Source organism: Streptococcus sp. HMSC071H03, assembly GCF_001813035.1.
Classification (GTDB): domain Bacteria; phylum Bacillota; class Bacilli; order Lactobacillales; family Streptococcaceae; genus Streptococcus; species Streptococcus anginosus.
Genome location: NZ_KV811140.1, coordinates 46,267 through 54,611, shown reverse-complemented (window position 1 = coordinate 54,611; position 8,345 = coordinate 46,267). Strand labels below are relative to the sequence as shown.

Genomic DNA, 8,345 nt, shown 5'->3' with positions numbered 1-8,345 from the left:
CAGATGTCAATTGGCCGCTATTGCCAGATAAGGTATTAGCCCCTGCCGTAATCTGCGCAACCCCATTGGTGTAGTCGGTTACACCTTTTGCTAATCGACCAGCACCCGTTGCTAAGCTCGTTTGCAATTGATCAATACCTGCTGCTACTTGATTAGCACCCGCAGTTGATTGTTGCAAAGCTACAAGGATTTTTGCTTGGGATTGTTGTGCGCTCGTTTGAAGCTCTGAAAGCGCACCTTTTGCTTGTTCGATAACAGCGATGTTTTGTTGATTAGAAGATTGCTCTAGCAAGTTCGCCACTTGCGTCTTGAGCGCTTGAATATTTGTCAATAGACTTGCCGCAGTCGTAGCAGTTTGACTTGGAGTTTGCGAAATCGCAGCATTGATTTCTGCCTGCTCACTAGCACTTAACTTTTGATAAGCAGCTGTAGCAGCCACGTTAGTTGCAATCGTGGTCTTGTCTGTCGTCGCACTATTGGCAAGTGTGTTCGCAGCCGTTTCCATATCGCTTAAAGCAGTCGTCATGCTTGCTTTAGCGGCTGACAAGTCTGATCCAGTTGAAAGAGCGGTTTGCACAGCAGTTAAACCTGCTTGCAAATCCTGTAGCTGTTGAACTTGTTCAGCAGTCATGCCAGATTGTTGAACAGTTGTCATTAACGTATTCAGACCCGTAGCTAATTGATGCGCGCCACTTGATAATTTTTGAATTTCTCCATTAGAAGCGGTCAATTGATTGACTCCAGCCAATAAATTTTGCGATTGAGCATTTAACTGATTCGCACCGCCTGCAAGATTTGCTACACCATTGGCATACGCATTTAAACCATCTGATAATTCTCCTGAACCGTCAGCCAATTGACCAACAGCACTTGTATACCCCATCAGACCTTTGACAACGTATCTGAACCAGAAGCCAATTGACCAACAGTATTTGTATAGTCTGTCAGACCTTTTGAAAGCGTATCTGTCCCAGAAGCCAATTGACCGACACCTGACGTATAAGCTGAAAGGCGTGTCGATAGCGTACCAATTCCGTCTGACAGCTGATGCACCCCAAGCGTATAGGTTCCCAAACCTGTCGTTAATGTATTAGCACCATCCGCAAACGTCATACTAGAACTAGATAAAGTCTGTAAATTATCTGTCAAGGTTTGACTACCCTCTTTCAATTGTTGACCGCCAGAAGCGAGTTGCCTACTACCAGAAGCAGCTGTTATCATGCCTTTCTTCAAGCTATTCATACTCTTGAAGAGCGATGTCGTGTATGTATTGGTCACATTGTTTGCGACAGTTTGTTGAAGTCGCGTCATAGCCGAATCACTCATCTTACTAGCAATAAAGCTATGTCCACTAGACGTTTGATAATCAATCTGCATTTTTTGTGGCTTATTATCCAGAATACTAGCTGCCTTTTGGGATAAATCACTTGGAAGCGTGATAATCATATAATAATCACCCTTCTCCAAACCTTTCTTTGCCTTTGCTTCAGATACAAAATGAAAATCTAAAGCATCATTCTTTTTAAGACTTTTCACCATATCATCACCAACAGATAAGGTGTTGTTGTTAAATGTCGCATGTTGGTCTTTATTCACAACCGCTACTGGCAATTCTGAAACTTTACCATAAGGATTCCACATGGAGCTCAAAAAGATCACATTATAAAGAGCAGGAATCAAGGAAACACCAATCATGACAATCACAAAAATTGGTTTTTTGAAAATTGCTTTCCATTCTTTGAACATTTTTTCTCCTCTATCTTAGACACTCTGTATAAAAATTTTAATTTTTGAAATGTTTTTATACACATTGTCTAAATATTTGATATAATAGATTATACAGTTTCTACATTTTTTCACAAGAGAAAAATTTCAATTTTAGACACGTTGTATAAAATTGTTCAAAAGAGGAAAACTAATATGGCAGAAAGTAACAAGCGCCAAAAAACAAAAATGATTATTGAAAATGCGATGGTAGAGCTACTGGAACACGAATCATTCGACCAGATTAGCACTGTCAAGTTGACCAAGACTGCCGGCATTAGTCGCAGTAGTTTTTATACACACTACAAAGATAAATATGATATGATTGAGCATTATCAACAGAAACTTTTCCATAAGTTAGAATACATTTTTGAGAAGTATGCTCAAGACAAGCGTAGCGCGATTATAGAAGTTTTTGATTTTCTCACACGCGAATCCCTCCTTTCTGTTTTGTTAACAGAAAACGGAACAAAAGAAATTCAAACATTTTTACGCCATAAATTCCAAATCATGCTGGCTGAAGACCTACAAGAGCGCTTTAGTAGTAAACTACTAAGTCAAGTGGAGAAAGAATACAGCTATGTTTACCTGACAAACGCCTTTTTTGGAGTTTGTCAAATGTGGATTGCTAGAGGAAAAAAAGAAAGCCCTGAACAAATGGCAGATTTTCTTTTAAAAATGTTGGATTAGAATATTTCTTATACCTTTCCCTAGTAGCACCCACAAGCTCTCTAGGGCTTTTCTTCGTAATCTTTACAACAAAAAAAGAAGCTGGGAAGATTCCCAACCTCTGATAATCCATCAATTAAAGTTGTTTGTTATAGTATTCAACGACAAGCGCTTCGTTGATTTCTGGGTTGATTTCGTCGCGCTCTGGCAAGCGAGTCAATGAACCTTCTAATTTTTCAGCATCAAATGATACAAATGCTGGACGTCCAAGAGTTGCTTCAACCGCTTCAAGAATTGCAGGTACTTTAAGTGATTTTTCACGAACTGAAATCACTTGACCAACAGATACACGGTAGCTAGGAATATCTACACGTTTTCCGTCAACAAGGATATGACCGTGGTTTACGAATTGACGAGCTTGACGACGAGTTGTTGCAAGTCCAAGACGATAAACAACATTATCCAAACGACGTTCCAAAAGAAGCATGAAGTTAAAACCAAGGATTCCACCTTTGATTTTAGTTGCTTGTACAAACAAGTTACGGAATTGTTTTTCACCTACACCATAAGTGAAGCGAAGTTTTTGTTTTTCAGCCAATTGCAAACCGTATTCTGACAATTTACTACGGTTGTTTGGTCCATGTTGACCTGGTACGTAGTTACGACGTGCCAATTCTTTCCCTGTACCTGTAAGTGAAAGACCCAAACGACGAGCTTGTTTCCAAGATGGCCCTGTATAACGTGACATAAACATGTCCTCCTGTAAAAATAATAATTTGAGGAAATAGTCACTTAGAAAGCCCTGATTCGTGCAGAACATTTTCGCCTAAACAGCCAAGGCTACTTTTATAGCTAATATTCTGTTGACGAGCTTCATGCCCTCCTGCTGCTATTTCACACAAAAGCCATTATATCAAAAAAAATCCTATCTGTAAAGACGGATTTTCCCAGATTATTTCTTTCTATGAAAATAACCTTTTTTCTTCAACAATTCCTCTATCGCAATTATATTTTGCTGTTCAGATGTTGCTAAAATAGTTTCAAATCCTAGACTTTTAGCGACATCTAAATTTATCTGTAAATCATCTATAAATACACATTGATTAGCTTGTAATGCGTATTGAGCTAGTAACTTTTGATAGATGCTTTTATCTGGCTTTGCAAACCCTACTTCGTAAGAAAGGATTTTCCCAGTCAAAACTTTCGTCATCGGTAATAAACCTGCATTTTCAACTGCATAAAATATCTCACTTGTAGTAGACAAAATATAAATGCCATATCCCAGCTGAGCCCATTCAAAAATTTTCTCTTGTAGCTGATGATAAACATCCACTGTCTCATACCAATGAGTAAAAATGGCTTCAACAGTAGCAGAGTAAGAACTATCTAGCAATGTTTGAGCCGCCTGAATGGCTGATTTCAAAGTTAATTGTCCAGTATCTGTCTGAGCCCAAAGTCCCGAATCAAAAATAGCAGCCTCGACGCGCTTACGGTCTTCTTCTTTTACAAAAGCAGCTAAAATCTTAGCAGGGTTCCATTCAATTAAAACATTGCCAAAATCAAAAACTAGATTTTTAATCATTTTTCACTCCAGCCACATCAATCAAAGCAGTTTTTCGCCATTAAAACCTATTTATTCTTAATCCAAATAACGAATGAGATTTTTCTCTGTTAAAATATCTGAATAAGTATAAGATTCGACATAAGTGTTTTCAATCTCACCTGGTTGACCTCCATTACTTGTATATTCAACGATAAACAAAGAAGGATAAACTTCAATCAAGCGCCCTTGCTTATTTTTTTGACGTTTACGGCCATTTTCAAGAGTCATTTCTACCATTTTGCCCTCATGGGCTTTGATTTCTTCTTTAATTTTTCTCATTTTTGCAACATCTGTAAATGCATCACTCATTGTTTATTCCTCTCTCTTGGAAATACTTGAAAACTTATTGTATTCTTTTTGGAAAATCAATTCTACCGTACCACGCGCACCGCTACGGTTCTTTTCGATAATCACTTCAACCTTGTTGTTTGGAAGCCCTTCAGGTTCTTCACCGCCGCGTTCATAGTAGTCATCTCGATATAAAAATGCAACAATATCTGCATCCTGCTCAATAGAACCCGACTCACGAATGTCTGACAAAACAGGCCGTTTGTCCTGACGCTGTTCCACACTCCGTGACAATTGGCTCAGCGCAATGACTGGCACTTTCAACTCTTTTGCCAAAATCTTTAATTGACGAGAGATTTCAGATACTTCTTGCTGACGATTCTCTCGACCAGTCCCTGTAATCAACTGCAAGTAGTCAATCAAGATTAATCCAAGATTTCCTGTTTCTTGCGCTAATTTTCGAGCACGCGAACGAATTTCTGTAATCCGAATTCCTGGCGTATCGTCAATGTAAATACTAGCTTCTGCTAGATTTCCTTGTGCAATTGCATACTTGCTCCATTCTTCATCCGTCAATTGTCCTGTACGGATTGAATGTGATTCAATTAACCCCTCTGCTGCTAGCATTCGGTCTACTAGGCTTTCTGCCCCCATTTCTAAAGAAAAGATAGCGACTGTTTTATCTAGCTTTGTTCCAATATTTTGAGCAATATTAAGAGCAAAAGCGGTCTTACCAACCGCAGGACGAGCTGCCACGATGATTAACTCTTCTTCATGCAGTCCTGTGGTCATGTGATCCAAATCTTGATAACCTGTCGCAATCCCTGTAATATCAGAAGTTTGCTGAGACCGCGTTTCCAAGCTACCAAAGTTAAGATTCAAAATCTCTTTAATATTTTTAAAGCCGCTTCGACTAGAATTTTCACTAACATCGATCAGCGCTTTTCAGCCCCAGCAATGATTTCATCTGCAGGACTGGCACCATCATAAGCTAGATTGATAGAGTCTGTCAGCCGCGCAATCAACCGGCGCAAAACAGCCTTTTCTGCTACAATCTTAGCATAATATTCAGCATTGGCAGAAGTCGGTACTGAGTTGACCACTTCAACCAAGTAAGACAAGCCACCGATATTTTGCAAATCACCCTGACTGTCTAAAATATTACGAACAGTTGTCGCATCAATGGCATCGCCTCGATCTGCCAAGTCAATCATCGCTTTAAAAATTAACCGATTGGCATATTTAAAGAAGTCAGTTGGCTCGATATATTCACGAACAAACACCAGCTTACTTTCATCAATAAAAATCGCACCTAAAACAGATTGCTCTGCTAAAATATCCTGCGGTTGTGCTCGCAATTCATCAATATCTGCCATAAGACCTCCTCTCTTAAAAAATATTCTTCAATTAACCTTCTTTTACACGTAAGTTAATCACACTAGTCACATCTTGATAAATTTTCACTGGCACATCAATCAAGCCAACAGAACGAATAGGATTCTTGACTTGAATCAATCGTTTATCAATTCTAATTCCAAATTGCTTCTGCAACTCTTCAGCAATTTTTTTACTGGTAATAGAACCAAAAGTCCGTCCATCTGGTCCCACTTTTTCAGTAAATTCGACAATTGTACTTTCTGCTTCCAACTTTTTCTTAATGGCTTGCGCTTCAGCTAGCATTTCAGCGTGTGCTTTTTCCTCTGATTTTTGTTTTCCGCGAAGTTCGCCGATAGCTGCTGCAGTCGCCTCTTTGGCAAGATTTTTCTTAATCAGAAAATTCTGTGCATAGCCAGTAGGCACTTCTTTAATTTCACCTTTTTTTCCTTTACCTTTTACATCTGCTAAAAAGATTACTTTCATTCTTCTAACTCCTTATCTTTTAGTACTTCACGAACAATAATTTCATTTAAGCTATGAACCACCTGAGCAATTGTCTGGTCAGGAATTTGCGCTGCCGCCAAATTAAAATGACCGCCGCCGCCCAGTTCTTCCATGATACGTTGGACATTGATTTTACTACGACTACGAGCAGATATCGATATACTATTTTGTTTGTTCTTGCCGACAACAAAACTAGCTTCAATCCCTGACATAGCTAACATAGCATCTGCTGCTTTACTGATAACAACTGTATCATAGCATTTTTCTTCTGCTCCGGTAGCAACGAGTACATTTGGCAAGATTTTCTTACCATTTAAAATTAGCTCATTCACTTCACGGTACTCATCAAAATCCGTTGCTGAAATATCTTGAATAGCCACACTATCACTTCCGCGCGTGCGTAAATAGCTCGCCACATCAAACGTCCGACTGGTTACACGAGAAGAAAACTTCTTCGTATCCAGCATAATCCCAGCCATCAACACACTAGCCTGCATTTTACTCAAGCGTTTTGTCTTAGAATTTTGGAATTGAATCAACTCTGTTACCAATTCACAGGCACTGCTTGCTCCACTTTCGATATAAGTGATAACAGCATTTTCCGGAAAATCTTGATCTCTTCTGTGGTGATCAATGACAATAATTTGGTTAAACAAATCATAAAATTCTTTTGATAAAGTCAGAGCTGTTTTTGAATGATCCACCATAATCAACAGAGAACGATTGGTCACCATTGTCATCGCATCAGCGACCGAAAGAAGATTAGTCTCCCCTTCATCCTGCAGTCTGCGAACTGCTCGATCAATATCCGCAGCCATTTGATGAGGATCATAAACCGCATAAGTCTGATCAATAATATTACTAGCAAATACTTGCATTCCCACAGCAGAACCAAGCGCATCCATATCCAAATTTTTGTGCCCAACTACAAAAACTTGGTCCACACTTTTAATCTTATCCGAAATAGCAGTCATCATAGCTCGCGTGCGAGTACGTGTCCGTTTCACCGATGCAGCTGAGCCACCACCAAAGTAAACAGGATTCTTTGACTCATCATTTTCTTTGACAACAGCCTGATCACCACCACGAACTTCAGCAAGATTCAAGTTTAAGAGAGCCACTTTACCAATTTGCTCATGATTACTATCACCATAAGAAAAGCCCATACTCAATGTGAGAGGAATTTCCCGATTTTTAGCTTCTTCTCTAAACTGATCAATAACTGCAAACTTATTTTGCATTAACCGATCTAACACCGTGTAGTCCGTAAAAATATAGAAACGATCCATTCCCACACGACGAGAAAACATAGCATATTTTTCTGCAAATTCAGAGACAAAATTTGCGATAAAACTATTAATGTGGCTAATGTCTGAATCTGAGACAACATCCTCTAAATCATCATAATTATCGACTGAAATAATACCGATAACTGGTCTCGTCGTTACTAATTCTGAAGTTGCCTCATACTCACTTGAAGCATCAAAAAAGTAAAATACACTTGAAGCATGATCTAAGTAGACCGAATATTTTGTATCCCCAATTGTTGCATACGACCCAGCACCCTCAGATGGTGTTTTGGTAATTTTTTGCAGTAAATCCACATCAAATTCACCGTCTTCATTGGTAAGAATCAACTCTGCGTAAGGATTAAACCATTCTACATTTCCAGATGTTTGATCAACTTTTACAACACCAACCGGCATTCTTTCAAGCAATGACGCCAAACTATTTTCTGCTTGGTCATTCACATACTGGATTTGTTCCACTTCATCAATTTCATAACTTTTTTGTTGGTAAATTAATAGAAAAATCAAAAGAGCAAGCACCAAAAAAAGTGCAGATAACATCAGAATGCTGCTACCAAAAACTCGTAATAAAATAGCTAAAATTCCAAAGGAAATAACGCCCATGATTACAAAATGAATTGGAGTAAAACGAAATTTTTTCATCACAAACCTCTTAACCGCCATTTTACCACAAAAGCTCTAAAAAAGCGAGTTTTCCCTTATTAAAACAAGCCAAATAATACTGTCAAACTTTAGAAAAAATTAAATCTTCCTGCATCCCTTTGATTACTTTACAAAAAAGAATACCTGATTTTCCCATTAAATTAGCTTTATTTCTCTGTTAGTTTACA

General features: G+C 38.6%; 6 protein-coding genes and 2 pseudogenes. 1 reads left to right on the top strand and 7 read right to left on the bottom strand.

Annotated elements, in window-relative coordinates:
• Positions 1-1,746 (bottom strand): annotated as a pseudogene (locus tag HMPREF2887_RS10330) (YhgE/Pip family protein); the annotation flags it as partial.
• 174 nt (positions 1,747-1,920) lie between these two features.
• Here HMPREF2887_RS10330 and HMPREF2887_RS00265 point away from each other — a divergent pair.
• Complete coding sequence (locus HMPREF2887_RS00265; protein ID WP_003026748.1) at positions 1,921-2,454, top strand: TetR/AcrR family transcriptional regulator; 534 nt, start codon at positions 1,921-1,923, stop codon at positions 2,452-2,454.
• Between the two features lie 115 nt (positions 2,455-2,569).
• Here the strand turns inward: HMPREF2887_RS00265 and rpsD are convergent, their stop codons facing one another.
• The 6 genes and pseudogenes from rpsD to HMPREF2887_RS00235 form a co-directional block, all read right to left on the bottom strand.
• On the bottom strand, positions 2,570-3,181 hold the full coding sequence (gene rpsD / locus HMPREF2887_RS00260) for a 30S ribosomal protein S4 (RefSeq protein ID WP_003026749.1): 612 nt from the start codon (positions 3,179-3,181) through the stop codon (positions 2,570-2,572).
• Positions 3,182-3,385: 204 nt separating this feature from the next.
• Positions 3,386-4,015, bottom strand: a complete 630-nt coding sequence (locus tag HMPREF2887_RS00255) for an HAD family hydrolase (RefSeq protein ID WP_003026750.1) — start codon at positions 4,013-4,015, stop codon at positions 3,386-3,388.
• 57 nt (positions 4,016-4,072) lie between these two features.
• Complete coding sequence (locus tag HMPREF2887_RS00250) at positions 4,073-4,345, bottom strand: Veg family protein (RefSeq protein WP_003026751.1); 273 nt, start codon at positions 4,343-4,345, stop codon at positions 4,073-4,075.
• 3 nt (positions 4,346-4,348) lie between these two features.
• Positions 4,349-5,700 (bottom strand): annotated as a pseudogene (dnaB, locus tag HMPREF2887_RS00245) (replicative DNA helicase).
• Between the two features lie 31 nt (positions 5,701-5,731).
• Positions 5,732-6,184: a 50S ribosomal protein L9 gene (gene rplI / locus HMPREF2887_RS00240; protein ID WP_003026754.1), complete on the bottom strand. Its 453-nt coding sequence runs from the start codon at positions 6,182-6,184 to the stop codon at positions 5,732-5,734.
• Entirely contained in the window at positions 6,181-8,157 is a 1,977-nt protein-coding gene (locus tag HMPREF2887_RS00235) for a DHH family phosphoesterase (protein WP_021002233.1), read from the bottom strand. The genes rplI and HMPREF2887_RS00235 overlap by 4 nt, the downstream gene beginning before the upstream one ends.
• Positions 8,158-8,345 lie beyond the last annotated feature (188 nt).

Bases quoted from the DNA above. Each gene is read 5' to 3' on its own strand.
- HMPREF2887_RS00265 (WP_003026748.1), top strand. From the start codon at position 1,921: ATGGCAGAAAGTAACAAGCGCCAAAAAACAAAAATGATTATTGAAAAT.
- rpsD (WP_003026749.1), bottom strand. From the start codon at position 3,181: ATGTCACGTTATACAGGGCCATCTTGGAAACAAGCTCGTCGTTTGGGT.
- rplI (WP_003026754.1), bottom strand. From the start codon at position 6,184: ATGAAAGTAATCTTTTTAGCAGATGTAAAAGGTAAAGGAAAAAAAGGT.
- HMPREF2887_RS00255 (WP_003026750.1), bottom strand. From the start codon at position 4,015: ATGATTAAAAATCTAGTTTTTGATTTTGGCAATGTTTTAATTGAATGG.
- HMPREF2887_RS00250 (WP_003026751.1), bottom strand. From the start codon at position 4,345: ATGAGTGATGCATTTACAGATGTTGCAAAAATGAGAAAAATTAAAGAA.
- HMPREF2887_RS00235 (WP_021002233.1), bottom strand. From the start codon at position 8,157: ATGAAAAAATTTCGTTTTACTCCAATTCATTTTGTAATCATGGGCGTT.